Annotated in this window: 17 protein-coding genes, 1 tRNA gene and 3 rRNA genes; 4 read left to right on the forward strand and 17 right to left on the reverse strand. The window is 51.2% G+C overall.

What is annotated here, in order from left to right; all coding sequences use genetic code 11:
• Window positions 1-14: 14 nt before the first annotated feature.
• Together ACYVUU_RS08855 and ACYVUU_RS08860 are read right to left on the reverse strand one after the other, a co-directional pair.
• A tRNA-Ser gene (locus ACYVUU_RS08855) sits at window positions 15-102 on the reverse strand.
• A 265-nt stretch (window positions 103-367) separates the two neighbouring features.
• Window positions 368-1738, reverse strand: coding sequence for an ISNCY family transposase (locus tag ACYVUU_RS08860; RefSeq protein WP_484499798.1), 1371 nt, complete (start codon window positions 1736-1738; stop codon window positions 368-370).
• Between the two features lie 489 nt (window positions 1739-2227).
• Between ACYVUU_RS08860 and nhaC the strand changes: the two genes are divergently transcribed.
• The gene (nhaC, locus tag ACYVUU_RS08865; RefSeq protein ID WP_484498921.1) at window positions 2228-3604 is read left to right on the forward strand and encodes a Na+/H+ antiporter NhaC; all 1377 of its coding nucleotides are present in this window, start codon (window positions 2228-2230) and stop codon (window positions 3602-3604) included.
• A 278-nt stretch (window positions 3605-3882) separates the two neighbouring features.
• Here nhaC and rrf read toward each other — a convergent pair.
• From rrf to ACYVUU_RS08880, 3 genes are all read right to left on the reverse strand, one after another.
• Window positions 3883-3999, reverse strand: a 5S ribosomal RNA gene (rrf, locus tag ACYVUU_RS08870).
• A 71-nt stretch (window positions 4000-4070) separates the two neighbouring features.
• A 23S ribosomal RNA gene (locus tag ACYVUU_RS08875) occupies window positions 4071-6976 on the reverse strand.
• Between the two features lie 217 nt (window positions 6977-7193).
• Window positions 7194-8756, reverse strand: a 16S ribosomal RNA gene (locus ACYVUU_RS08880).
• The 16S, 23S and 5S rRNA genes sit together here, the layout of an rRNA operon.
• A 712-nt stretch (window positions 8757-9468) precedes the next feature.
• Between ACYVUU_RS08880 and ACYVUU_RS08885 the strand changes: the two genes are divergently transcribed.
• Together ACYVUU_RS08885 and ACYVUU_RS08890 are read left to right on the forward strand one after the other, a co-directional pair.
• On the forward strand, window positions 9469-11178 hold the full coding sequence (locus ACYVUU_RS08885; RefSeq protein ID WP_484500688.1) for an ABC transporter ATP-binding protein/permease: 1710 nt from the start codon (window positions 9469-9471) through the stop codon (window positions 11176-11178).
• The gene (locus ACYVUU_RS08890; protein WP_484500689.1) at window positions 11168-12805 is read left to right on the forward strand and encodes an amino acid ABC transporter ATP-binding/permease protein; all 1638 of its coding nucleotides are present in this window, start codon (window positions 11168-11170) and stop codon (window positions 12803-12805) included. The genes ACYVUU_RS08885 and ACYVUU_RS08890 overlap by 11 nt, the downstream gene beginning before the upstream one ends.
• Before the next feature lie 45 nt (window positions 12806-12850).
• On the opposite strand, the gene sufB is transcribed toward ACYVUU_RS08890, so the two are convergent.
• The 5 genes from sufB to sufC are packed head-to-tail and all read right to left on the reverse strand — an operon-like array spanning window position 12851 to window position 17853.
• A complete protein-coding gene (gene sufB / locus ACYVUU_RS08895) occupies window positions 12851-14278 on the reverse strand; it encodes a Fe-S cluster assembly protein SufB (RefSeq protein WP_439775554.1) in 1428 nt (475 codons plus the stop codon).
• Window positions 14279-14719, reverse strand: coding sequence for a Fe-S cluster assembly sulfur transfer protein SufU (gene sufU / locus ACYVUU_RS08900; protein ID WP_484500690.1), 441 nt, complete (start codon window positions 14717-14719; stop codon window positions 14279-14281).
• Window positions 14706-15920: a SufS family cysteine desulfurase gene (locus ACYVUU_RS08905; RefSeq protein WP_484500691.1), complete on the reverse strand. Its 1215-nt coding sequence runs from the start codon at window positions 15918-15920 to the stop codon at window positions 14706-14708. Before ACYVUU_RS08905 ends, sufU begins: the two co-directional genes overlap by 14 nt.
• Window positions 15901-17064, reverse strand: coding sequence for a Fe-S cluster assembly protein SufD (gene sufD / locus ACYVUU_RS08910; RefSeq protein WP_484500692.1), 1164 nt, complete (start codon window positions 17062-17064; stop codon window positions 15901-15903). Before sufD ends, ACYVUU_RS08905 begins: the two co-directional genes overlap by 20 nt.
• A gap of 9 nt (window positions 17065-17073) precedes the next feature.
• Entirely contained in the window at window positions 17074-17853 is a 780-nt protein-coding gene (gene sufC, locus ACYVUU_RS08915; protein WP_484500693.1) for a Fe-S cluster assembly ATPase SufC, read from the reverse strand.
• Between the two features lie 233 nt (window positions 17854-18086).
• Here sufC and ACYVUU_RS08920 point away from each other — a divergent pair, with 233 nt between their 5' ends.
• On the forward strand, window positions 18087-18560 hold the full coding sequence (locus ACYVUU_RS08920) for a GNAT family N-acetyltransferase (RefSeq protein WP_484500694.1): 474 nt from the start codon (window positions 18087-18089) through the stop codon (window positions 18558-18560).
• A gap of 169 nt (window positions 18561-18729) precedes the next feature.
• On the opposite strand, the gene ACYVUU_RS08925 is transcribed toward ACYVUU_RS08920, so the two are convergent.
• From ACYVUU_RS08925 to smpB, 7 genes are all read right to left on the reverse strand, one after another.
• Window positions 18730-19218, reverse strand: a complete 489-nt coding sequence (locus ACYVUU_RS08925) for a PTS sugar transporter subunit IIA (protein WP_439775897.1) — start codon at window positions 19216-19218, stop codon at window positions 18730-18732.
• A 5-nt stretch (window positions 19219-19223) separates the two neighbouring features.
• The gene (locus ACYVUU_RS08930; RefSeq protein ID WP_439775893.1) at window positions 19224-19724 is read right to left on the reverse strand and encodes a hypothetical protein; all 501 of its coding nucleotides are present in this window, start codon (window positions 19722-19724) and stop codon (window positions 19224-19226) included.
• The gene (locus tag ACYVUU_RS08935; protein ID WP_484500695.1) at window positions 19724-20506 is read right to left on the reverse strand and encodes a MurR/RpiR family transcriptional regulator; all 783 of its coding nucleotides are present in this window, start codon (window positions 20504-20506) and stop codon (window positions 19724-19726) included. The genes ACYVUU_RS08930 and ACYVUU_RS08935 overlap by 1 nt, the downstream gene beginning before the upstream one ends.
• Window positions 20507-20599: 93 nt before the next feature.
• A complete protein-coding gene (locus ACYVUU_RS08940) occupies window positions 20600-22483 on the reverse strand; it encodes a PTS sugar transporter subunit IIBC (protein ID WP_484500696.1) in 1884 nt (627 codons plus the stop codon).
• A 70-nt stretch (window positions 22484-22553) separates the two neighbouring features.
• The gene (locus tag ACYVUU_RS08945) at window positions 22554-23888 is read right to left on the reverse strand and encodes a family 4 glycosyl hydrolase (protein ID WP_484498920.1); all 1335 of its coding nucleotides are present in this window, start codon (window positions 23886-23888) and stop codon (window positions 22554-22556) included.
• 264 nt (window positions 23889-24152) lie between these two features.
• Window positions 24153-24320, reverse strand: a complete 168-nt coding sequence (locus tag ACYVUU_RS08950) for a hypothetical protein (protein ID WP_484500697.1) — start codon at window positions 24318-24320, stop codon at window positions 24153-24155.
• 146 nt (window positions 24321-24466) lie between these two features.
• Complete coding sequence (gene smpB / locus ACYVUU_RS08955; RefSeq protein WP_003611142.1) at window positions 24467-24928, reverse strand: SsrA-binding protein SmpB; 462 nt, start codon at window positions 24926-24928, stop codon at window positions 24467-24469.
• Window positions 24929-24933: the final 5 nt, after the last annotated feature.

Raw genomic sequence — 24933 nt, forward strand, 5'->3', positions numbered from 1 at the left:
ATTTGCTGTTATAACGGAGTAGCAGAGATTCGAACTCTGGCGCCAGTTTCCCGACCTACACCCTTAGCAAGGGCGCCTCTTCAGCCACTTGAGTACTACTCCAAGTCATGTATATTAATATTAGCAAACTTTTCCGGGTCCGTCAAACCCTTTTGACAGATTTTTTGTCTCTTTCTGGCTAATTCTTGCTTTTTTATTTTCAAAAGCAGGGTCTCTGCAAATCAATTGAAAGCATATCTCATTTTTCATTATCTTTAGCTATCCTCTTTCGTTTAGCTTAAAAAATAATTAAGCAAAGCCGTGTCAATAACTTGGGATAATGTCCCGTAAAATTTAAATTATTAGCGGGGAATTTTCCCCGCTATTTTTATGTGAATCTGTGATACTTGTGCGCTTTTTCCTGCTGCTCAATGAACGAAGCCCGCTTCCAAGGATGGGACATCGGTGGAATATACTTTTTCCGCGGTTTCTTCTTCTTGGTCTCAAAGTCGAGATCCGGAGAGACCTTGGCATTCTTCGGAATCTCGGTTAAAGCATACACTTTCTCGTCAACGGTGACCAACAACTGGCCATCTAACGCTTGGATAACCAGGCATTTAGTGCCTTTGGCAAAGCAAATAAGCTTGTTTGAGGCATCTGTGGCTTGATAATAGTGATTCTTGTAGGAGATAGCCGAGCCGCTGTCAAACGTGCGTGGAGATAGTACTGCCAGCGTGTAGTTGATCTTCTCGCCATCAGGGCTGTCGTCGAAAGCTGATTCAAATTTGCCTACATCTTGTCCAAACTTCTCGTTGAATTTTGGCACAAAAACCTCCCGGAGATACTTGTTGGCATCTTCGATTGTAGTAATATTGTGAAGCCTCAGTTCGGGCTTCAAACGGCTCTGTACGGTCTGATTCGCCCGTTCTACCATGCCTTTGGCCTGTGAGACGCTAGTGGTTACGATATCTGTTCCGAGGGTCTTGCAGGCATAACCAAATTGCGTAAGTACATCTTTGTGCTCTGCCTTGGTCTTAGCCGTCTCGTAGTTGAAAACAGTCCGATTATCGGTCTTGAATCTAAGAGGGATACCGTAATCCACGAGAATCTGCTCATAGACGTGGTAGTATGCATTCAGAGTCTCCTGCCAGTCGAAGTAGGCGCCGACCAGGTTACCTGTGGCGTTGTCTATGGCTAGGTGCAGGTGAGCCTTCTTATCGCCAAACCAGAGCAGGGAAGAGGCATCCATTTGAATTTCCTCACCGAAGTACTTACAGCGCTCGTGGCGAGGATGTGCGTCTTCCAAGGCTACCTGGTGGTCGATAACCTTTTCGGAAACTTTGGTTGTCTGCTTTGGGTGATCCCGGTACCACTTCTTTTTGGCCATTTTCCGCTTAGTTTGCCTACAAGGCTTTGGCGAAAGGATGTAATTGTCCTTAAGCAGGCTATAGACTTTGGTGTAAGAAACAGAGATGTGCTCGATTTCTTCAAGTAGCTCAACGAAGTGAGTCAAGTTGCAGTCTTGATATTTGGTGCGATATAGAGTTACAATTTGTTTGTTAATTTCTGTGGTGAGACAATTAACAGGTAAGCGACCGGCGTTCCCATGAACAAAGGCCGCTTTTCCTTTGCTTCGATACTGGTTGATTCTTCTGTTCAGCTGTCTGACAGAGATCCCCAAGATAAGGGCAGCTCTTTTCTTGTTTCCGCCATGATCAACCAGCTCTTTGATGATTCTGTATTGTTCTTCGTACTTCATAGTTAACCTAACTTTCTTCATTGTCCGTAACCTCCGATATATGGAGATTATCTCAGACATTTACCTTTTTGGGACATTTTTCTCTGTTATTACTTAAGACATTATCACTTGTTAAACACAAGCTTAAAAAATAATTAAGCAAAGCCGTTGCTTAATAAAGCTCTTAATGTTATAGTAGTAAACATGAATTTCGAGTGATCATTCAGTAGCAGCCAGGCTCAGCGCTCAGAAAACCGGTGGTTGATGCGAACCGGACAGGCCTGGAGCAGCGAATTACAGGATCAAGATGCTCGGCCGGTCTAGCCCCGTTACGGCTAAAACGAGTGCAGCATGCTGCAAAGTTGGGTGGTACCGTGCCGATAAGCGCCCCAGCCTGAGTCAACCGACTCGGCTGGGGCTTTTTGTTTTTAAGAAAGGAAAAATATGAAACGATATCAGGCCTTGGTTTCAATCAATAAGTAATACTGGATTTTAACTAAGGAAAAACACATGAACAAACAAATCTCTTTTAAAGAAGCAGTAACTATTCTTATTTTGATGCTGGTCATTCTCGGCTGGGGCGTCATCGGCTTTGGCCTGTCCCCGCAGATCCCGGTCCTGACCGTCATTGCCCTCCTCATCTTCTGGCTGCAGATCCGCGGCTTTGAGTGGGAGGAAGTCATGAAGGGGATCAGCCAGGGGATTTCCACGGCCATTGTCCCGATCTTTATCTTCCTTTTAATTGGGACCTTGATTGCTGTCTGGATCCAGGCTGGGATTATTCCATCCTTGATGGTCCTGGGCTTTCACATGATCAGCAGCCATTTCTTCGTTCCATCGGTCTTCCTGGTCTGCTCTTTGGTCGGCCTGGCCATCGGGTCCGGCTTTACGACCGTGTCTACCGTTGGGATCGCCCTCTTCGGGATGGGGAGCACTTTGGGCATCAACCCGGCTTTGACGGCTGGGGCCATCATCTCCGGTGCCGTCTTTGGCGACAAGATGTCTCCTCTGTCTGACTCAACCAACCTGGCTTCCGCGGTAGCTGAAGCCGACCTTTTTGACCATATCAAGAACATGATGTGGTCAACCATTCCTGCTTTTATCGGCTCTTTGCTCTTTTTCTTCTTCCTGGGCCAGAGCAATAAGGCAACTTCCTTAGCCGGCATCGCGGCTGTAGAAAGCAGCCTCCGCCAGCACTTCTCAGTCTCCTTCTGGGCAGCTTTGCCGATCATCTTGATGTTTGCCTGTGCGTGGAAAAAGGTGCCAGCCATTCAAACTCTTTTTGCCAACATCTTCTTGTCTGTTGCCATGATTTTCATCCAACATCCGGGCTTCAAGATGCAAAAGCTGGCTACCTTGATTGAATCCGGCTACGTTTCAAATTCCGGCAACAAGACCGTTGACGCCCTCTTGACCCGGGGCGGGATCTCCAGCATGATGGGGACTGTTTCCTTGATTATCATGACCCTGGCCCTGGGCGGGATCTTGATGCACCTGGGCATCATCGACAGCGCCATGAAGCCTTTGGTTGAACGCTTGAAGAAGCCAGGCTGGCTGATTTTGACGACGATCATGGCCGGGATCGGGATCAACCTCTTCGTCGGTGAACAATACTTGTCAGTTATCCTGCCGGCCAACGCCTTTAAGCCAGCTTACAAGCGGATCGGCCTTGATCCCCTGGCCCTCAGCCGGGTCTTGGAAGACGGGGGCAGCGTCATCAACTACTTGATCCCTTGGGGGGTGGCTGGTTCCTTCGTCGCCTCTGCTTTAGGCGTACCAGTCTTGGACTTCCTCCCCTTCACCATGTTCAGCCTCTTGTCACCAGTCTTCTCCATTCTCAGTGGTTTTACCGGTATTGGCTTGAAGTGGAAGAAGGCAAGTAAATAGAATATCAGAATAATAGCAGTTTAGTGTTGAATAACTACCAAGCAGAGTAGTTGTTCAACACTTTTTCTTTGATAGTCCTCAACGCAAAAAGGAAAACAGCCTTCTGCAGACATTAACCAGCAGAAGGCTATATTGTTCATATCAATAAAAAAATCAACTCCATATGCATGTGTCACAAGTTAAATAAGGCATCTAGCATATAAGTTGATCTAGTAGGTATTATAGCACAAAAACCAAGAAAAACAAAAAGAGCCAGACTTCCGTCTGACTCTTGATTCGCGCGGCAGCTTCCTATCCTCGCAGGCAGTTTCCCACCAACTACTTTCGGCGTTAAGAAGCTTAACTGCTGTGTTCGGCATGGGAACAGGTGTATCCTTCTTGCCATTGCCACCGCACTCTTGCTTGAGCTTGCACGCTCAAAACTGAATATCTCTTTCCAAGTCAAAACCTTCATTGCTTTGCTCTTTTGGTCAAGTCCTCGACTGATTAGTACCGGTCCGCTCCAAAGCTCACGCTTCTTCCACTCCCGGCCTATCTACCTCATCGTCTCTGAGGTGTCTTACTTTCTTGAAGAAATGGGAAATCTCATCTTGAGGGGGGCTTCGCACTTAGATGCTTTCAGCGCTTATCCCGTCCGCACATAGCTACCCAGCGATGCCTTTGGCAAGACAACTGGTACACCAGCGGTGCGTCCATCCCGGTCCTCTCGTACTAAGGACAGCTCCTCTCAAATTTCCTGCGCCCACGACGGATAGGGACCGAACTGTCTCACGACGTTCTGAACCCAGCTCGCGTGCCGCTTTAATGGGCGAACAGCCCAACCCTTGGGACCGACTTCAGCCCCAGGATGCGACGAGCCGACATCGAGGTGCCAAACCTCCCCGTCGATGTGAACTCTTGGGGGAGATAAGCCTGTTATCCCCAGGGTAGCTTTTATCCGTTGAGTGATGGCCCTTCCATGCGGTACCACCAGATCACTAAGCCCTACTTTCGTACCTGCTCGAGTTGTCTCTCTCGCAGTCAAGCTCCCTTTTACCTTTACACTCTGCGAATGATTTCCAACCATTCTGAGGGAACCTTTGGGCGCCTCCGTTACACTTTAGGAGGCGACCGCCCCAGTCAAACTGCCCGTCAAACACTGTCCTCGGTCTGGATCACAGGCCTGAGTTAGAGCATCCGTCAAGCAAGGGTAGTATCCCAACAGCGCCTCAGATAAGACTGGCGTCCTATCTTCTCAGGCTCCTACCTATCCTGTACATGCTTGACAGATACCCAATATTAAACTGCAGTAAAGCTCCATGGGGTCTTTCCGTCCTGTCGCGGGTAACCCGCATCTTCACGGGTATTATAATTTCACCGAGTCTCTCGTTGAGACAGTGCCCAAATCATTACACCTTTCGTGCAGGTCGGAACTTACCCGACAAGGAATTTCGCTACCTTAGGACCGTTATAGTTACGGCCGCCGTTTACTGGGGCTTCAATTCAAACCTTCGCTTGCGCTAAGCTCTCCTCTTAACCTTCCAGCACCGGGCAGGTGTCAGCACCTATACTTCATCTTACGATTTTGCAGATGCCTGTGTTTTTGATAAACAGTTGCTTGGGCCTTTTCACTGCGGCTGATCTTGCGACCAGCGCCCCTTCTCCCGAAGTTACGGGGCCATTTTGCCGAGTTCCTTAACGAGAGTTCTCTCGCTCACCTGAGGATACTCTCCTCGACTACCTGTGTCGGTTTGCGGTACGGGTGCACCGTCTCTGGCTAGAAGCTTTTCTCGGCAGTGTGACGTCGCAGCCTTCGCTACTTTAATTTCGCTCCTCATCACGCCTTGTCCTTATGAAAGCAAGCATTTGACTCGCTCTCAGACTTGACGCTTGAACGTGGTATCCAGCACCACGCGCTGCTAGCCTCCTGCGTCCCTCCATCGCTCATAACGATTCGGTGCAGTACAGGAATCTCAACCTGTTGTCCATCGACTACGCCTCTCGGCCTCGCCTTAGGTCCCGACTTACCCTGGGCGGACGAGCCTGCCCCAGGAAACCTTAGTCTTGCGGCGGACAGGATTCTCACCTGTCTTTCGTTACTCATACCGGCATTCTCACTTCTAGAAGCTCCACATGTCCTCTCGGTCATGCTTCACCGCCGCTAGAACGCTCTCCTACCACGTGCTTGCGCACATCCACAGTTTCGGTATCATGCTTAGCCCCGGTAAATTTTCGGCGCGGCGTCACTCGACTAGTGAGCTATTACGCACTCTTTGAATGATGGCTGCTTCTGAGCCAACGTCCTAGTTGTCTGCGCAACTCCACATCCTTTTCCACTTAGCATGAATTTTGGGACCTTAACTGGTGATCTGGGCTGTTTCCCTTTCGACTACGGATCTTATCACTCGCAGTCTGACTCCCGCACATAAATGTCTGGAATTCGCAGTTTATCTGAATTCAGTAACCCTTGACGGGCCCCTAGTCCAAACAGAGCTCTACCTCCAGCATCCTCTTTGCGAGGCTAGCCCTAAAGCTATTTCGGAGAGAACCAGCTATCTCCAAGTTCGTTTGGAATTTCACCGCTACCCACAACTCATCCCCGCAATTTTCAACTTACGTGGGTTCGGTCCTCCAGCGCGTTTTACCGCGCCTTCAACCTGGTCATGGGTAGGTCACTTGGTTTCGGGTCTGCGTCAGCCAACTGCTCGCCCTCTTCAGACTCGCTTTCGCTGCGGCTCCGTCTTTTCTGACTTAACCTTGCTGACTAACGCAACTCGCCGGTTCATTCTACAAAAGGCACGCCATTACCCCTTAACGGGCTTTGACTACTTGTAGGCACACGGTTTCAGGTTCTCTTTCACTCCCCTCCCGGGGTTCTTTTCACCTTTCCCTCACGGTACTGGTTCACTATCGGTCACTGGTTAGTATTTAGCCTTGCGAGATGGTCCTCGCGGATTCAAACGGGATTTCACGTGTCCCGCCCTACTCAGGATACTGATAGGCCTTCTTTGGATTTCGCTTACGGGGCTCTCACCCTCTCTGGCGCGTCTTCCCAAACGCTTCTGCTATCCTCTGAAGTGCCATGTCTCAGTCCTACAACCCCGGCAGATAAATCTGCCGGTTTGGGCTCTTTCCTGTTCGCTCGCCGCTACTTGGGAAATCGATATTTCTTTCTCTTCCTGCAGCTACTTAGATGTTTCAGTTCACTGCGTGTTCCTTTCTTGTGCTATGTATTCACACAAGAATAGCATGTCTGCACATGCTGGGTTCCCCCATTCGGAGACCTCCGGATCAAAGCCTACTTACGGCTCCCCGAAGACTTTCGCGGTTAGTCGCGTCCTTCATCGGCTTCCAGTGCCAAGGCATTCACCGTGCGCCCTTCTTCACTTGACCTTGCAAGTTTGTTCTTTCGAACTCTCTCGGTCGCTTTGCAATGTTCTCATTGATCTCAATGATTCTCGGTTTTTTCTTGGAATTAAGATATTCAGTTTTCAACGTACAAGTGAGAGTTGGTACTCTCAAAACTGAACAAAGTTTCTTTGCAGTGTGCTTCCGTAACTCACAATCGTCTATTAGTGTTGCCACTCTCTGATTGTGTGTCTTTCCTTAGAAAGGAGGTGATCCAGCCGCAGGTTCTCCTACGGCTACCTTGTTACGACTTCACCCCAGTCATCTGCCCTGCCTTAGGCGGCTGACTCCTAATGGTTATCCCACCGACTTTGGGCATTGCAGACTTCCATGGTGTGACGGGCGGTGTGTACAAGGCCCGGGAACGTATTCACCGCGGCGTGCTGATCCGCGATTACTAGCGATTCCAGCTTCGTGCAGGCGAGTTGCAGCCTGCAGTCCGAACTGAGAACAGCTTTAAGAGATCCGCTTGCCCTCGCGGGTTCGCTTCTCGTTGTACTGCCCATTGTAGCACGTGTGTAGCCCAGGTCATAAGGGGCATGATGACTTGACGTCATCCCCACCTTCCTCCGGTTTGTCACCGGCAGTCTCTCTAGAGTGCCCAACTTAATGATGGCAACTAAAGACAAGGGTTGCGCTCGTTGCGGGACTTAACCCAACATCTCACGACACGAGCTGACGACAGCCATGCACCACCTGTCTCTGCGTCTCCGAAGAGAACCACCTATCTCTAGGTGTAGCACAGGATGTCAAGACCTGGTAAGGTTCTTCGCGTTGCTTCGAATTAAACCACATGCTCCACCGCTTGTGCGGGCCCCCGTCAATTCCTTTGAGTTTCAACCTTGCGGTCGTACTCCCCAGGCGGAGCGCTTAATGCGTTTGCTGCGGCACTGAGAACCGGAAAGTCCCCAACACCTAGCGCTCATCGTTTACGGCATGGACTACCAGGGTATCTAATCCTGTTCGCTACCCATGCTTTCGAGCCTCAGCGTCAGTTGCAGACCAGAGAGCCGCCTTCGCCACTGGTGTTCTTCCATATATCTACGCATTCCACCGCTACACATGGAGTTCCACTCTCCTCTTCTGCACTCAAGAATGACAGTTTCCGATGCAGTTCCACGGTTGAGCCGTGGGCTTTCACATCAGACTTATCATTCCGCCTGCGCTCGCTTTACGCCCAATAAATCCGGACAACGCTTGCCACCTACGTATTACCGCGGCTGCTGGCACGTAGTTAGCCGTGACTTTCTGGTTGATTACCGTCAAATAAAGACCAGTTACTGCCTCTATCCTTCTTCACCAACAACAGAGCTTTACGATCCGAAAACCTTCTTCACTCACGCGGCGTTGCTCCATCAGACTTGCGTCCATTGTGGAAGATTCCCTACTGCTGCCTCCCGTAGGAGTTTGGGCCGTGTCTCAGTCCCAATGTGGCCGATCAGTCTCTCAACTCGGCTACGCATCATTGCCTTGGTAGGCCTTTACCCCACCAACTAGCTAATGCGCCGCGGGCTCATCCTAAAGTGACAGCTAAAAGCCGCCTTTCAAACTTGAATCATGCGATTCATGTTGTTATCCGGTATTAGCACCTGTTTCCAAGTGGTATCCCAGTCTTTAGGGCAGATTGCCCACGTGTTACTCACCCATCCGCCGCTAGCGTCCAACAAATCATCCCGAAGGAATCTTTGAATTCAGCTCGCTCGACTTGCATGTATTAGGCACGCCGCCAGCGTTCGTCCTGAGCCAGGATCAAACTCTCAATTTGAAAATTGAGCCTTTTTAATCTGCTCCAGATTATTTGCTTGCGAATTGACTTCGCTTATTTGTTTGGATCAAACAATGTTTGACCCGCACACTGCGAAACTTTGTTCAGTTTTCAAAGTACCAACTTGCGTCAAGTGACGCAACGTTTTATATCTTACTCGCTTGTTTGATTCTTGTCAACAAGTTTTCGATATTTTCTTTTTCGTGCCTCCGTGAGAACTTCCTGTCTCACGCGGCAACAAATATTAGTATACTCGTTATTTTTGAAAGGTCAAATTAACCTTTTCATCCGGTTTACGTGAGGAACAGCAGGTGGTGTTGTAATATTTAACCTTGTCAGTCCCGCCTCTTTTATTCTGCTTTATCTTTCTTTTTAATTCCTCAATGAATTCTTTGTTCGCTTTTTGCTTTTTTTACCGGAAAAAATATTTTTATCTTTTCTATTTTTCCTTTTTAGCTTCTCTTTTCTCTTTTAACTGTGCTTATTAACTCTCTTTTTCCTTTATTTGCTTGTCTGTCTCGCTTATATAAAGATCTTCGAAAATAAAGTCGCCGCGATATTGGGCTTATGACAGCCCTTTCCCTCACTTTTTCTGCCTCGGTACAGTTATCAAATCCCCTTGATTTTTCATATAATTTTTCTTGTGTCCTTTATGTTCTATATTCCATTTTGGACTATTGTTTTCTTGTTTAGAAAGGCTGATCCAACTTCCATGATCAAAATCCGTCTTATCAAGCAGCTGGGCTCTTCCAGCCGCTATGTCCTCTGGCAGATCCTCTGCCAATGGCTCTCTTTATTGGGCCAAATCGTCTTTATCTTTGCCCTGGCGCAAATCTTAACCGGGCAAAATTCCTGGCTTGCCTTACTCGCTGGCGCTGCTATCCAGCTTTTGGGCCAGTACGCCTATAACCAGGCCAGCTTCCAAGCAAGCAGCAAGGTCAAAGAAGTCTTGCGGCAAAAAATCTACGCCAAGCTGCTTATTTTAGGCGACAGCTATAAAGAAGCAGTCAAGCCAGCCGAACTGGTCCAATTGACCAGCGAAGGGATCGAATCCGTCGACAGCTACTTCAGCCGCTACCTCAGCCAGTTTGCCTATGCCTTCCTGGCTCCCTTGACCCTTTTTGCCATCTTAGTCAAAATCAATGCCCCGGCCAGCATCTTCCTTTTATGCACTGTGCCTCTGATTCCCATCGTCATCATGGTCGTCATGCTGGTCGCTAAAAAGATCCTCAGCCGCTACTTTGCCATCTACCACCAATTAGCCGATACCTTTTTGGAAAAAATGCAGGGCATGACTACTTTAAAGGTCTACCAAAACGATTCTGCCGCTGAAGCCGAACTGGCAGCAGAATCTGAACACTTCCGGCAGATCACCATGAAAGTCCTGACCATGCAACTGCTCAGCACCGTGGTCATGGATACCGTGGCCTATGGCGGCGCTGCCTGCGGGATCGTCATTGCCCTTAATAACCTGCGCCAAGGACAGGTGGACAAGCAAGGAGCCATCATCTTGATTCTCTTGGCCGCTGCCTACTTCCTTCCCATGCGGCAGCTGGGCAGCTACTTCCATATTGGCATGAACGGCATGAAGGCCAGTGACCAGATTTTTGCCTTCCTGGACCTGCCAGAAAAAGCCGCCGGGCAAATTTCCCTGCCGGAAAATACCGATATTTCCGTCAAAGATCTTTCCTTTGCTTATCCGGATGCTGATCAGGCCGCTTTAAGGGAAATCAATCTGACCATCCCTGCCCCCGGCTTTACTTCCGTCGTTGGCCTGTCTGGATCGGGTAAAAGCACCCTGGCCGCTCTTCTAGCCGGCCGCCTGTCGCCAAGCAAGGGGCAAATCACGATTGCCGGCATCCCTTTATCCGATCTTTCCCCTTCCGCCTGGCAAAAAACCGTCACCCTAGTCACTTCAGGCAGCTACCTTTTCAAGGGCAGCGTCAAAGACAACCTGCTTATGGCCGGACCAGCCAGTGACAGCGACTTAGTCACCGCCTTAAAGGAAGTCCGCCTCTGGGACTTTTTGGCCAAAAATTCCGGCCTGGACTACCAGCTGACAGCCGGGGCGACCAACCTCTCCGGCGGGCAAAAGCAGCGCCTGGCCCTGGCCCGGGCACTTTTAAAAGACAGCCAGATCTACATCTTCGATGAGGCCACTTCCAATATCGACCTGGAAAGCGAAGCCGCCATCATGGCCGTCTTGCACGAACTTGCTCAAAAGAAGACCGTCATCCTCATCTCCCACCGCCTGGCCAACGTCACTAAGAGCGACCAGATCTACTTTTTGGAAAAAGGTCGCTTAGTTGAAAAGGGCAAACATGAAGAACTCTTAGCCAAGGGAACTTCCTACGCCCAGCTCTTTAAAGACCAGGCTGACCTGGAAAATTACGCGAAATTTGGAGGAAAGCATGAAGAATAACAGCAACTTTAAGATCCTCTGGCGCCTGCTGGGCCTGGTCAAGCCCCTCTGGCCGGTCATGGTCCTGGCCATCATCTTGGGCAGCGCCGGCCAATTAGCCGCCAGCTTCGTCACCATCAATGCCGTGGCCGCGGCTGGCAAATTAATTAACGGACAAAATGCTTCTGCCTTGATTATCCTTCTCCTCATCTGCGCCTTTTCCCGGGGAATCCTCCACTACGGAGAGCACTACTGCAACCACTTGCTCGCTTTTAAAATGCTGGCCCTAATCAGGGTCAAAGTCTTCCATAAACTCCGTCTGCTCAGCCCCGCTAAATTGGAAGGCAAGGACAAGGGGGACCTGCTTTCCCTTATCACCAGCGACATCGAGCTCCTGGAGGTCTTTTACGCCCACACCATTTCCCCCATCGCCATCGCCTGCGTCTATACCATTTGCCTGCTGGCCTTCTTTGCCCGCTACTCATTCGCCTGTGCCCTTTTGGCCCTAATTTTTTACGCCCTGGCCGGCCTCGTCATCCCACTTGTTTTTTCCCGCTTCTCCAGCCTCCCTGGCCAGGATATCCGGGAAAAAATGGGCCAGATCAGCAACTTTATGCTGGACTCGATTCTGGGTTTGGCAGAAAGCCTCCAGTACGGGCAAGGAGATAAGCGGAAAAAAGAATTGGCAGCAACTGACCAGGACCTGACCCAAAGCCGGGCCAAGCTAAACCAGCTGACTGCCCTTCAGCAGACCTTGACGAGCCTGGTCATCCTTTTAGCCGCAAGTACCATGCTCTTTTTGACCACGCGGCTCCTTCACCTGCCCTTTAGCCAGAGCTTAACAGCAACCAGCGCCGCGCTGGCCAGCTTTGGCCCGGTCAGCGCCCTTTCCGCTCTCTCGACAGGCTTGACCGAAACTGTCGCCAGTGCCCGCCGGGTATTGGCAATCTTGGCTGAAGAGCCAGTCGTAGAAGAAAACGCGGCCGGGGTCAAGCCGGCTTTTTCCTCAGCCAGCTTAGAAAAAGTTGCCTTCACCTACCCAGATGGAGACCGGCCAGTCCTAGAAGACTACTCCTTGACCATTCCTAAAGGAAAAATCATCGGCATCCACGCCCCAAGCGGCAGCGGTAAATCCACCATCCTCAAGCTCCTCGCCCGCTTCTATGACGTGCAAAAAGGGCAAGTGGCAATTTCAGAGACCAACATCAAGGACATCGAAACTTCCGCCCTCCGGGGCCTGGAAAGCTACATGCCCCAGGAGACCTGGCTGGCTACGGACACGGTTGAAAACAACATCAAACTGGGCAAATCCGCCAGCCGCGAAGAAGTAGTCGCCTGCGCCAAAATGGCCAACATCCACGACTTTATCATGACCCTGCCCAAAGGCTACGACAGCCTGCTGGGCGAAAATGGCAACAGCCTGTCAGCCGGGCAAAAGCAGCGGATCGGGATCGCCCGGGCCTTCCTGCACGGAGGCGAACTTCTCCTTTTAGACGAAATCACTGCCAACCTCGACGCCTTAAACGAAGGCATCATCCTCAAGGCCCTCAAGGAAGCCAGACACGGCAAGACCGTGATCCTGGTCTCCCACCGGCTCAGCACCCTGGCCATCGCCGACCAGGTCATCGAGCTGCCAAGCCGCGAATAAACTAAAAACGCCTGGAAGAAATTCCAGACGTTTTTTTGCTTCATCTTAGCCGATCGAGCCCACCATCTGGTACTTGATCAGGCGGTTCAGTTCCACCGCGTATTCCATCGGCAGTTCCTTGGTGAAGGGTTCCAAAAATCCCATCACGATCATCTCCGTGGCCTTGGCTTCTGAAATCCCCCGGCTCATCAAATAGTAGAGCTGCTCTTCAGAAATTTTGGACACCTTGGCCTCATGCTCCATGGAGACGTTCCCGTTCAAAACCTCATTATAAGGAATCGTATTGCTGGCTGACTTGTCATCCATGATGATGGTGTCACATTCCACATGGGCCAAAGACCCATCACTGTCCGGATTGAAGCGGACCTGCCCCCGGTAGTCCACCCGGCCCCCATCTTTGCAAAGGGACTTGGAAACAATGGAGCTGGTGGTCTGGGGAGCATTATGAACCATCCGGGCACCAGTGTCGGAGTCGATCCCCTGGCCATTTGAGTCGCAGCCGGCAAAAGCAATCGACAGCATGGTCCCCCGGGCCCGGCGGCCGTTTAGGTAGACGCTGGGGTACTTCATGGTAACTTTAGAGCCAAGATTGCCGTCCACCCATTCCATGGTCGCGTTCTCCAGAGCTTGCGCCCGCTTGGTTTCCAAGCTGTAGACATTGTCTGACCAGTTCTGGATGGTCGTGTAGCGGCAGTAGGCGTCTTTTAAGACATTGACCTCCACGACCGCCGCGTGCAGACTGTCAGCTGAATAGTTGGGTGCCGTGCAGCCTTCCACATAGTTGACGCTGGCCCCTTCATCGACAATGATCAAGGTCCGCTCAAACTGGCCGGAATTGCCGGCATTGATCCGGAAGTAGCTCTGAATCGGGACTTTGGCCTGAACCCCTTTTGGCACGTAGATAAAAGTCCCACCGGACCAGACGGCGGAGTTGAGGGCCGCCATCTTGTTGTCATCCGGCTTGACCAGCTTACCAAAGTACTTTTTGACCAAATCAGGCACCACTTGGACGGCGGCGTCGGTTGACATGAACAAAACGCCCTGCCGGGCCAGGTCCTCTTTGATTTTTTCATAAACGACTTCTGACTCGTACTGGGCGGATGATCCGGCCAGATACTGGCGCTCGGCCTGGGGAACACCCAGCTTTTCAAAGGTCTCCTTGATCTTGTCCGGCACCTCGTCCCAGTCCCGGACCGCCTTTTTGGCATCCCGGCGGAAGTAGTTCAAGTGGTCAAAGTCGATCTTGGTCAAATCCGGGCCAAAAGTCGGCAGGGGCATTTTAAGATAGGTCTGGTAGGCCTTGAGGCGGAAGTCCAGCATCCAGTCCGGCTCATTTTTCGCCGCGGAAATCTGCCGGACCACCTCTTCACTCAAGCCTGTACCCGTGGTATAGATGGGTTCGATCTCGTCTTTGAAGCCGTACTGGTAGTCCTGGTCCAGGGCCTGTAAGGTTTCATCTTTTTCAGCGGTCATCTAATTTTTCCTTTCTATTGCTTCACTCAAGCCTTGCCAGGCCAGACCCGCGCACTTGACCCGGGCCGGAAAGCGGGAAACGCCCTGTAAAAGGGCCGCGTCGCCCAGCTCCTTTTCTTCTTCCTGGCTGATTTTTTCTCCTTCAAGCATCCGCCAAAAAATTGGCAAAAGAGCAAGTGCTTTTTCAACTGGGGCCTGGTCGACCAAGCCGGCCATGATCGCCGCTGAAGCCTGGGAGATCGTGCATCCCTCAGCCAGGCAGGCGACCTGCACGATCTTGCCATCGGCGATTTCGACTTGCAAGGTCAACCGGTCCCCGCAGCTTTCATTGACCAGGCTGACCACCTTTGTCGGACTGGCCAAAGGCTGCCGGTATTTTTGGCTAGCCGCGTAGTCCAAAAGGACTGCCTGGTAGACCTGCTTTAAATCATCTAGTGCCATTGAAAAACTCCTTCGCCGCCTGAACCCCCTTAATCAAGGCTTCCACATCAGCTTCGTTATTGTAAAAAGCCGCGCTGGCCCGGGCAACTGCCTTGACTCCTAACCAGTCCATCATGGGCTGGGCGCAGTGCTGGCCGGCCCGGATGGCAATGCCCTGGGCGTCCAGGGCCGTTGCCAGATCATGGGGGTGAACGCCAGGCAGGTTGAAAGAGACGATGCCGCCACCTTGGCCGTAAACCGTGACTCCCGTTTTTCTCAAGCCGGCAGCCATGGCCTGGCCTAATTCTGCTTCCCTGTCTTTAACAGCGTCTAAGCCGATTTCATTCAAATAGTCAATCGCTGCTCCCAGGGCAACTACGCCGGACACATTCTGGCTGCCAGCCTCAAACTTTTGCGGGGCCGGCTTGAAAGTTGCTGTAGTTTTGCTGACCTCCTGGATCATCTCCCCGCCAAATTCCAAAGGCTGGGTCTGGTCTAAGAGTTCTTTTCGGCCATACAAGACCCCGGTCCCGGTCTGGCCCAGCATCTTATGGGCGGAAAAAGCGTAAAAGTCAGCGCCTAATTTTTTGACGTCAACCGGCAAATGGCCCGCTGCCTGGGCCCCGTCGACTAAGACCAGGGCCCCGCGCTTTTTGGCCAAAGCGGCCAGCTCTTTGACCGCTTGCTCAGTCCCTAAGACATTGGTAACTTGGGCCAAGGCCAAAAGGCGGAGGCGGTCAGACATGACTTTTTCTGCTTCCTTTAAGTCAACCCGGCCCTTTTTGTCCAGGGGCAAAAAGACCAGCTTGGCCCCAGTCAAGGCGGCAAGCTGCTGCCAAGGGACCAGATTGCTGTGGTGCTCGGCGGCAGTTAACGCGATCTCGTCTCCCTTTTTTAAATGCCGCGAAAAATAGCCAAAGGCAGCCAAATTGATGGCTGAAGTCGTTCCCTTGGTAAAAACTATTTCACTGGCCTCGGCATTGATAAAATCACCGACTTTCTGCCGGACCCCTTCGTAAGCCTCAGTTGCCTTTGCCGACAAAGCGTAGGTTCCCCGGTAGATATTGGCGTTTTCCTTTTGATAAAAAGTATTGATTGCCTCAATCACGCACTTGGGCTTCTGGCTGGTCGCCGCGTTATCCAGGTAGACCAAGGGCTCGCCATTCATTTTTTCAGCCAGGATGGGAAAATCCTGCCTGAATTTATTCCAATTCTTGTCCATCGATCAGCTTTCTTTCTACCATTGCAAACAAAGGCTGCCGGCTGGCTTCCGGGATCTTGGTCAAAACCGGACCCAAAAAGCCCCGGATGACTAAACGCTCAGCCAAAGGCTTGGGCAGGCCCCGGCTCATCAGGTAATAGAGCTGCTGGTCATCGACCCGGCCGACGCTAGCCGCGTGCCCGGCAAAAACATCGTTGTCATCGATCAAAAGGATAGGGTTGGCATCCCCTCTGGCCGACCTGGACAGCATCAAGACCCGGTTTTCCTGCTGGGCGTTGGCCCCCTTTGCCCCCTTCATGACATGGCCGATCCCGTTGAAGACCAGGCAGGACTTCTGCAGGATCACCCCGTGCTGGAGGATGCGGCCATCTGACTTTTTGCCGTAATTATTGACGACGGTGTTCAGGCCCTGGACCTGGTCGCCGATAGTGATGGCGATCACGTTCATCTCAGCTCTGGCTCCCTGCCCGTAAAGGTCGGAGTCATAGTCAGCCAGAATCTTCCCGTCGCTCAGCATCCCCATGGCCCAGTCAACTTTGGCGTCCCGGCCGACCCAGGCCACCCGCTTTAAGTAGGCGGTCGTGTTTTTGCTCAAGCGGTCGATTCCGGCATACTTAACCCGGCTGCCGGCTAAGGCGCAGATCTCCACCACCAGGTTGGCGGTAGCTTCGTTGTCTCCTTGGCTGGCCACTTTTTCAAAATAGGAAAAATCCGCGTTCTTCCCGGCGACGAGCAAGACGTGCAAGGCAAAGTCCTCTTGCTTTTGGCCATCTTGCAAATAAGTCACCGTCAAGAGTTCAGCCAAGGCTACGTTGTCTGGCACATAGACGAAGAGCCCTTGCTCCATTTTGGCCACGTTTTCGGCTAAAAGGCGGTTTTCCTTAAAGCTGGCCGCCCGGCCAAAGTACTTTTCCACCAGGTCCCCGTGCTCAGTTAAAGCCGTCTCCCAGTCGCAGGCGACGCAGCCTTTTGTCCAAAATTCAGCTCCAGCTTCAATGGAAAAAGCTGCCGTCTTTTGCAAGGGCCGGGTCAAAGACAGGGGCCAGGCCCGGTAGTCCACCTTGGCAAAGTCGGGCCTAGGCAAGTCCGGCAAAGCGGCAGCGGCTTCTGCCTGCATTTTTGCAAACCATGCTTGTGCGGTCATGCTACCTCCTTAAACGTCTTCATCTGTCAGTTCAATATCCAGGCCCAGCTCATCGCGCAGCTTGGTATAGCCTTCCTTTTCCAGGCGCTTGGCCAAATCCGGCCCGCCTTCAGCCACGACCCGGCCGCCCATCATGACATGGACCTTGTCAGGCACCACGTAGTCCAAAAGGCGCTGGTAGTGGGTGATCATCAAGGCGCCGAAGTCCGGCCCCCGCAAGTCGTTGACCCCTTTTGAGACCACCTTCAAGGCATCGATGTCCAGGCCCGAGTCGATCTCGTCTAAAATCGCGAACTTAGGCTTGATCATCAGCATCTGCAAGATCTCGTTGCGCTTCTTTTCCCCGCCGGAAAAGCCCTGGTTCAAGTAGCGCTGGGCCATTTCAGCCTTCATGTCCAAAAAGTCCATCTTTTCATAGAGCTCTTGGAGAAATTCCCTGGCCGGGACTGGATCGCCTTCCGGCCGGCGGGCGTTCAAGGCGCCCCGGATGAATTCGGCGTTGCTGACGCCGGGGATTTCAGCCGGGTACTGCATGGCCAAAAAGAGGCCGGCCCGGGCCCGCTCGTCAACTGGCAAATCCAGCAGTTCTTGCCCATCCAGCTTGACAGACCCCTGGGTCACCTTATATGCCGGGTTGCCCATAATGGCTTCTGACAGGGTTGACTTCCCCGTCCCATTTGGCCCCATAATGGCATGGATCTCTCCGGTTTTAAGCTGGAGGTTGACCCCTTTGAGAATCTCCTTGCCGGCAATTTCTACGTGCAAATCAGTGATTGCTAACTCTGACATGACTCACCTCAACTAGTTATCTACAAAATTTAGTGTCACGTCTATTTATAGCACACAAGACCTAGTGGTTACAGAGGGCAAAAGGAGAAATATGCGATTTTTTAAAAGATTGCAAATCAGCAGAAAAATATCCGACTTTTTTCAGAAAATAAGCAAGTGATTTGACAAATCTTTTTAGCCTGCTACAATAGCTAAACATAATCAAGCAGTTATGGAAAGGAACTCTGTCAACCGTGAAAAAACGTCAAAAAAACGACTTTGCCAAAGAAATCCAAGTCAAGCCTTTTAACGAGCTCTCTGCCCGGGAGGTCTTCTGCCTGTCCAGAATCCGCGATGACGTTTTCGTCGCCGAGCAGGAAATCACGGTTCCTGAACTGGATGACCAGGACCTTTCCGCTTATCACGTTTTCCTTTTAAACGAGGACAAGAGCAATGCCCTGGCCGCCGCCCGCTTCTTTAACGAAGAAGGCCGCTTTTACATCGGCCGGGTCGCCGTGCAAAAAGTTGCCCGCCACCGCGGCATCGCCAGCCAGCTTTTAAAGGCCATTGAGAACTATGTCTTGGAGAACGATTTGACCCAGGAGCTTTACCTCCACGCCCAGGCCAGTGCCCGGGACTTCTACCTGGCCAATGGCTACCACGATGTTGGCCCCGTCTTCATGGAAGCCGGCATCCCCCACCAAATGATGGCTAAATCCCTCGCTTAAGCAGCCGCAAGGCTGCTTTTTTCATGCAAAAAACTGCCCCGGGAAAGGTCCTGGAGCAGTCTGGCGATTTGTGAGTTAGTAAAGAAAGTTTTATTAAATAGAGGAGTAAAAATAAAAAATTTGGATTAAAGAGTAATGTTAAAAATGGTAAAAATCATCGCGCCGCGCGTTAGTTAAAGACAATTTCCTGCGCGTCGTCACCCGCCTCTACAGGGCGCGGGTCGACATCCTTGACTTCTTTAAGCAGGTCCATGTTTGTGTAAACCACCATGACCGTGTTGTCCAGGCCGTGGTCAGCAACTGCCTTGATGTCCATTTCAGCCAGCTTGTCGCCGGCCTTGACAGAATCGCCTTGGTCGACGAAAAGCTTGAAGGGTTCCCCCTTCAGTTCCACCGTGTCGATCCCCAAGTGGATCAGGACTTCCAGCCCTTCAGCCGTCTTGATGCCGATGGCGTGCTTGGTTGGAAAAAGAGTGGTAATGGTCCCGGAAACCGGGGCAACTACTTCCTGGCCGGTCGGCTTAACGGCAAAACCGTCGCCCAGCATCTTTTGGGAGAAGACGTCATCGCTGACTTCGGACAGGGGAATCAGATTGCCCTTGATGGGCGCCTTGACTTCATTGCCTTTTGACTTGGACTTTTTAAAGAAATTAAACATGAACATCACCCTTTCACCGCTCTAAAGGCGAGAACTACATAGAATACAAAACAAATTACGAATAAAGAAGCAATCAAGTAGGTCAAGGACAGCAGCTGGCTCGGCTTTACCTTGCTCTCTTCAGGCAGATCTCCTCCCCGCCGCAGGGCAAAAATGGCGAAGAGAAGGCAGAACCAGTTGCCAACGATCAGCTGGGTCCACAGCTGCAGCTTCATAAACTTCATATACTGGCGCCGGTCGGCCAAGAGGGCCCCGCCGTCAATCCAGCAGAGGTAGCCCAAGAGGAAGTCACCGGCTGCCACGATGATTGACACCGTGGTCGCGGGACTGGCCGCGATAAAGTCAGTGATCGTCTGCTTGGCCGCCCCGGCCCGCAGCTGCAAAAGCAGCAGGTAGGCCAGCGGGGCGAAAAAGAGGACAAAGGTGTAGATCTTTAAAATTCTTTTCGGCGTCAGACCTGCTGACTTGGTCAACCTGTCCAGCCAATTCAAAGCTTTCTCCTGCATTATTCATCCTCTTTTCTCAGCCACTCGCAGTAGCCGTTAATCAATAAATCAATCATTATGTAAGCCGGACTAAAAGCCCAGTTCTTGGTGCTGATGCTCTCATGGAAGAGACTTGGCTGGAAAAAGAGACTGTAGTCAGACAGGCTGGCCAGCCGGCTCTCCTTGATGGTCGTCAGCGAAGTAATCGTCAAATCCGCGTTGACCAGGTGCAGCTCTTCTAGGAGCTGGCACAAGTCGGGATCTTCCCCGGAGAAGGAAATCACGATCAATTGGTCATGATCTTGCAGCCAATTCTTCGACATCTTCAATTCACTAATCGCTGACGGCATGATGACCGTCGGCTTGCCCACATTCACCAACAGCTGGTTGGAGAGATAACTGGCGATTGATGCCTGTTGCCAGCCGGTGGTGTAAATGTAGATATTTTTCGTCTGGTTTAAGGTCGAATAGAAGCTTTCAAAATCCAGAGTTCTGAAATAGCTGAGCTCTGAACGGAGATTTTTGACCAGGCGCTCGGCAAAGGTATCCTGTTGCTTGACCATTTGCTTCTCCCCCTTGGAAAAATCCGCCAGCTCGTATTTCAATTCACTGTAGCCACTTAGACCGATCTTCTTGCATAAGCGAAAAATGGCCGATTCTGAAACATAAAGTTTCTTGGCCAATTTCGCCAGACTGAGTTCGCTGCATTCAGCAGCATTGTTCAGCAAGTAATTCAAGATCTTCTTATCCGATGGATTGAGATCGCTTGATTTGTCCACGATTCGTGCTTTTAGTCCTGCCATAAAAGTCTCCTCTTGCTAACTTGTTGACGTTTTCACCTAGTTAACAGAATAGCACTTTTACGCTTTCAGACCAATTTAAAAGGCTTACACTACTTACATAATTTCTTTCATTTTATCGACAACTCGTTCAGCTTCCAGGCCGACCACGATGTCGATTTCCTGGTCATCCCGTCTTTCAACGGCACTGGCCCCGACCTTCTTGAAGTCATCGTCAGCAGCGACCTTCTTAGTGTCAAAGACGTGGGCTCTTACTCTGGTTGAGCAGGAGGTCAAGTCCTTGATGTTGCTTCTGCCGCCCAGCAGGTCCAGGTAGCCGGTAGCCTTTTCTTCGTCAGGATCGGCTTCAGCCTTGGCAACGGTATTGCCGCTGTCGGCGATGATGCTTTCAATTCTTTCCAGAACTTGGGCAACGTCCAGACCAACGATGACCTGGATGGCTGAACCGTGACGGACAACCCCGACTGCCTGGTTCTTTCTGAAGGCAGCGTCGGCACCGACCTTGTCAGGGTCCTTGACAGTTACCCGCAAACGGGTAGCGCAGGAAGTGATTTCAGCAATGTTTTCCGGCCCGCCCAAGAGAGTCGTGTAAGCCGTAGCTCTGGCGATGTATGGGTCAGAGGAGTTTTGCCCGGCAGCTTCAGCTGCTTGTTCAGCAGCCTTGGCTTCCTTGTATTGCTTCTTGTTCATCAGCTTGACTTCCTGGTCGTCAGCTTCCCGGCCTGGAGTAGCGTAGTTGAACTTGACGATCATGAAGCGGAAGACGAAGTAGATGATAACGGCATAGATCAGACCAATGATGAATTGGGCCATGTAAGTGTGCCAGTGGTTAGCCCAGAGTGGCAGCCAGTTCATAGAAGCAATCCCGATGGCCCCGTCAGTCATTTGGCCGACAACGCCGAAGATGTACATGGTCGTGTTCATGGTTGCGGCCAGAACTGAGTAGACAACCCAGAGGATTGGAGCCGCGAAGAGGTAGGTAAAGTCAACAGGTTCGGTAATCCCGGCCAGGAATGAAGTCAAAGCAGCTGGCAAAAGCAAGGCTGAAGTCTGCTTCTTCTTGTTCTTCTTGGCGGTGTGGTAGAAGGCCAGGCAGATGGCTGGCACAAGGAAGACTTTTTCATTCCCGTAAAGCATGAAGCCCATGTTTGGAGCCAGGCTCTTCAAGCTCTTGGTGCTTTCGGCAAATTCAGTCAAGTGCTTGAGCCACCATGGCTGCAGCCCCCCAGCAACAACGGCTGGGCCGTATTGGAATGGAATGTAGACCAAGTGGTGCAGGCCGGTTGGGATCAGAACCCGGTTCAGGAAGTTGAAGATCCAAACCCCGATCAAGCCGCTGGAAGCCATGAATTCCTGCAAAGCAGTGATACCCATTTGCACCTTTGGCCAGATAAGGCAGGTCAGGAAGGCAACTGGGAACATAGCCACGAAGCCCAGGATGACAACGAAGGCTGAGCCCTGGAAGGTACCCAGGAAGTCCGGCAGCTTCTTGTCAAAGTAGCGGTTGTGCAGCCAAACCACGATACCGGCAATGACCAGGGAACCAACGATACTGGTGTCCAGGGTCTTGATCCCGGCAATCATGGTCAAACCATTGTTGGTTGAGTTGGCCACGATCTGGGTCTTGACGTAGTCCTTAAGGCCGAAGAAGGCGCCCCAGTGGGTCAGAAAACCAGCGATAAAGTAGTTGAAAGTCCAGTAGGTAACGATGGCTTCCATGGCTGCCCGCCCATGGGCCTTCTTAGCCAGCCCGATTGGCAGGCCGACCACGAAGAGCATGTCGACTTGGTTAAAGACGGTCCAGCCACCTTGTTGAACGGTGTCCCAAAGACCGTACCAGAAGGTATTAGTGTTTGCCAGCGAGCCAAAGATCAACGGGTTGTTGAACAGGCTGGTCAAGGCAACCACGATACCGGCGAAAGAGAAAAGCAGGACAGGCACGAACATAGCCGCCCCGAATTTCTGCAGTTTCTGCATCATAAGCAATCTTCCTCCCTTGCTGCTTATTGCAAGTATCTTGCTTGTTGTTTCTTATTTCAATTCATTCTGACTACTTCAAATCCGGCCAGTAAGGCTTGTTGACGACCATCATGTCGTCCAGGATCTTCTTGGCAACGCTAGCGTCTGGAACAGTCTTGTTCAAGGCAAAGGCCTGCAGCATCTTGATGTAGGACTTTTGCTCATAAGCATCAACAACCAGCTTTTCGCAGGTAACTTGTTCCATCATCAGACCTAATTGGAAGCGGCCGGCTTCACCAACTACCAATGGTTGCACGCCGTCTGAGCCAAAGAGGCAAGGCACTTCAACGATGGCGTCGTCTGGGAAGTTGCTGATGGCCCCGTTGTTCGGGATGTTGGCCAGGTACTTCTCGTGGGTGTTGAAGGCAATCGCGTGGCAGATGTCAATGATGTAGTTGGAGTGCACTTCGCTTTCCCAAAGGTTGCCCTTGGCCGTGCCTTCCTTGACGATCCGGGCACATTCACCGAAGACGATCTTTTGCCGGTATTCCAGGATTTCATCGGTTCTGGTGTAGTGCGGGTTGGCGTTTTCCACTTCGTATTGCGGGAAGTAGTAGTACTGCATGTAGTTGTTTGGCAGAGTCGTCGGGTCCAAGGCGTAGCAGTCAGCAACCTTCTTGAAAGTTGCGACCCAGCTGGCTTCGGTTTCCTTGTCGAAGTCTCCACCCACATAGTAGCCGTTCTTCTTGACATAGTCTTTCAAAAGCGGCATCAGGTCTTCCCCGGTCTTCTTGTTGGTGACGCTCTTCCACCAGCCGAAGTGGTTCAAGCCGTAGTAGGTAAAGTCGAGGTCCTTGAAGCTCTTGAGCCCGGCAATGGCAGCCATTCTGCCCATGTCATCGATTGGCATGTCGCAGATGTTGACGACCTTGGAGTTCGGGCGGAAGCGCCGGCAGGCTTCAGAAACAATCGCGATCGTGTTGGAGTAGTTGACCATCCAAGCGTTTGGCGAGTACTTTTCCATGAAGTCGATGATTTCAATGATGGCCGGGATTGACCGCAAACCGTAGGCCATGCCTCCGGGGCCGGTAGTTTCCTGGCCGTTGACCCCGTACTTCAAAGGAATCTTTTCATCCTGGCTGCGCATTTCGTACTTGCCGACTCTGATTGAGCCCAAGACGAAGTCAACGTCAGTGAAGGCTTCTTCCGGGTCAGTCGTATATTCGAATTCGACTTGCGGTGCCTTTTCCTTGACGATGATGGCGCAGGCGTCACCGATCTTCTTTTGCCGGTCAGCATCAATGTCGTACAGTTTCAGTTTCCGCAGGGGAAGCTTGTCTTGGTTGGCACAGAGACTGATGACAAAGCCAGGGGTGAAGGTACTGCCACCGCCGGCAATAACTACTGAAAATTTCTTGTCTGACATAAATCAATTGCTCCTTACAAAAGACATTGTTTCATCACATGGGGCCTTTCAGGCGCCCCGACCTCCCGTGAGCTAGCTTACACTTTAATTATGTCACCGCTTCCAGATATGTAAAGCGTTTACGAAAACAACGGACCATATTTCAGATTGAGAAAAGTATTTCGCAAGGGCGAAAAATATTTCGGAAAGCAAGCTGGAAGAATTTTTGCAAAGAAAAAAGGCACTGGTCTTGCCAGTACCTCGCGATTGACTTAATTTAGTTAACTAAAGCTGCAGACCATTTGGCAGAGCCAAGGCCACAGCGAAGATCAGCAGAGCAGCACCGATCCCCCAAAAAATGATCTTCTGCCCCTTTGGCATATCCTTTTCAACCCCAAAAATTACCAAGCCCAGACCAATCAAGCCAGACAAAAGCATCATCCAAAAACCCATTGCTATCCTCTTTCTATCACTCTAAACTAATTTTTTTGCTTATATCCATTCTACAACTAATGCTGGCCTTTTCAAGGACTTTTTTGAAAGCTTAATATGTAGATAAGTATACGTGAATACAAAAAATCCGCCTTCCGGCGGATTTCCTAAATTCTGTATTTTCTGCGCAGTTCCCGGTCCTGGTCGCGCTTCTTGATCGTTTCGCGCTTGTCGTATTCCTTCTTACCCTGCGCTACGCCAATCAAGACCTTGGCAAAGCCGTGCTTCAAGTAAACCTTGAGCGGCACGATGGTCATCCCCTTTTGGGCCTTCACATCGGCCAGTTTGGCAATCTCCTTCTTGTGCAAAAGGAGTCGGCGGCTTCTCAGCGGGTCATGGTTGTAGCGGTTGCCTTCCTTATATTCATCGATATGAACATTTTCCAGGAAGGCCGACCCGTTGATGATCTGCACATAGCCGTCACGCAAGGTCACATGCCGGGCTCTGACTGACTTGATTTCCGTCCCCGTCAAAGCAATCCCGGCTTCATAAGTATCCTTGATGAAGTAGTCGTGCCGGGCTTGCCGGTTCTGCGCGAGGACATTTTCATCCTTGGCTTTTTGTTTCATAAAAA

Source organism: Lactobacillus sp. WILCCON 0058, from assembly GCF_057198005.1.

Excerpts from the sequence above, each read along its gene's own strand:
- ACYVUU_RS08860 (WP_484499798.1), bottom strand. The coding sequence starts at position 1,738 with ATGAAGTACGAAGAACAATACAGAATCATCAAAGAGCTGGTTGATCAT.
- nhaC (WP_484498921.1), top strand. The coding sequence starts at position 2,228 with ATGAACAAACAAATCTCTTTTAAAGAAGCAGTAACTATTCTTATTTTG.
- ACYVUU_RS08885 (WP_484500688.1), top strand. The coding sequence starts at position 9,469 with ATGATCAAAATCCGTCTTATCAAGCAGCTGGGCTCTTCCAGCCGCTAT.
- ACYVUU_RS08890 (WP_484500689.1), top strand. The coding sequence starts at position 11,168 with ATGAAGAATAACAGCAACTTTAAGATCCTCTGGCGCCTGCTGGGCCTG.
- sufB (WP_439775554.1), bottom strand. The coding sequence starts at position 14,278 with ATGACCGCTGAAAAAGATGAAACCTTACAGGCCCTGGACCAGGACTAC.
- sufU (WP_484500690.1), bottom strand. The coding sequence starts at position 14,719 with ATGGCACTAGATGATTTAAAGCAGGTCTACCAGGCAGTCCTTTTGGAC.
- ACYVUU_RS08905 (WP_484500691.1), bottom strand. The coding sequence starts at position 15,920 with ATGGACAAGAATTGGAATAAATTCAGGCAGGATTTTCCCATCCTGGCT.
- sufD (WP_484500692.1), bottom strand. The coding sequence starts at position 17,064 with ATGACCGCACAAGCATGGTTTGCAAAAATGCAGGCAGAAGCCGCTGCC.
- sufC (WP_484500693.1), bottom strand. The coding sequence starts at position 17,853 with ATGTCAGAGTTAGCAATCACTGATTTGCACGTAGAAATTGCCGGCAAG.
- ACYVUU_RS08925 (WP_439775897.1), bottom strand. The coding sequence starts at position 19,218 with ATGTTTAATTTCTTTAAAAAGTCCAAGTCAAAAGGCAATGAAGTCAAG.
- ACYVUU_RS08930 (WP_439775893.1), bottom strand. The coding sequence starts at position 19,724 with ATGCAGGAGAAAGCTTTGAATTGGCTGGACAGGTTGACCAAGTCAGCA.
- ACYVUU_RS08935 (WP_484500695.1), bottom strand. The coding sequence starts at position 20,506 with ATGGCAGGACTAAAAGCACGAATCGTGGACAAATCAAGCGATCTCAAT.
- ACYVUU_RS08940 (WP_484500696.1), bottom strand. The coding sequence starts at position 22,483 with ATGATGCAGAAACTGCAGAAATTCGGGGCGGCTATGTTCGTGCCTGTC.
- ACYVUU_RS08945 (WP_484498920.1), bottom strand. The coding sequence starts at position 23,888 with ATGTCAGACAAGAAATTTTCAGTAGTTATTGCCGGCGGTGGCAGTACC.
- ACYVUU_RS08950 (WP_484500697.1), bottom strand. The coding sequence starts at position 24,320 with ATGGGTTTTTGGATGATGCTTTTGTCTGGCTTGATTGGTCTGGGCTTG.
- smpB (WP_003611142.1), bottom strand. The coding sequence starts at position 24,928 with ATGAAACAAAAAGCCAAGGATGAAAATGTCCTCGCGCAGAACCGGCAA.